This window comes from Micromonospora deserti (assembly GCF_003236335.1).
GTDB lineage: Bacteria > Actinomycetota > Actinomycetes > Mycobacteriales > Micromonosporaceae > Micromonospora > Micromonospora deserti.
In genome coordinates this window covers 1-403 of the sequence record NZ_POUB01000591.1, presented here as the reverse complement: position 1 = coordinate 403, position 403 = coordinate 1, and the positions used below count along the sequence as shown (strand labels likewise).

Genomic DNA, 403 nt, shown 5'->3' with positions numbered 1-403 from the left:
GACAAACTTTTCACATTTTTAGCCCCTAGTGTGTAGATTAATTCTGCTGCATAACAGAGCGTTCTTCCGGTAGTATACACATCATCAATCAGCAAAACGGATTGTCCGCTTAAAGATGTATGGTTTGCTATAACAAAAGGTTGCGCACGCGTTAGGCGCTTTTGCCGATTAAACCGGGATTGATCTGTTTTTTTTGCTTGAGACACTGATAATAATTGTTGATATCGTAAGCCTTCAAATAAGCCAAGCGTTTGATTAAAACCTCTTGTCAGTAATGTGTATTGGCTAACTGGTATTGGAACAACCAAATCTATCTCTATATTTTGAACTGCCTGTATTAATTGACGATTAAATACATGACGCAAAGCGTACTCACCATTAAACTTATAGCGCTGCATATAGT

1 protein-coding gene is annotated in these 403 nt (G+C 37.7%); it reads right to left on the bottom strand.

Annotated features, from left to right (window positions below; all coding sequences use genetic code 11):
* Positions 1-403, bottom strand: a 403-nt coding sequence (locus C1I99_RS35550) for a phosphoribosyltransferase family protein (RefSeq protein ID WP_199562484.1), incomplete at both ends; no start/stop codon positions are given.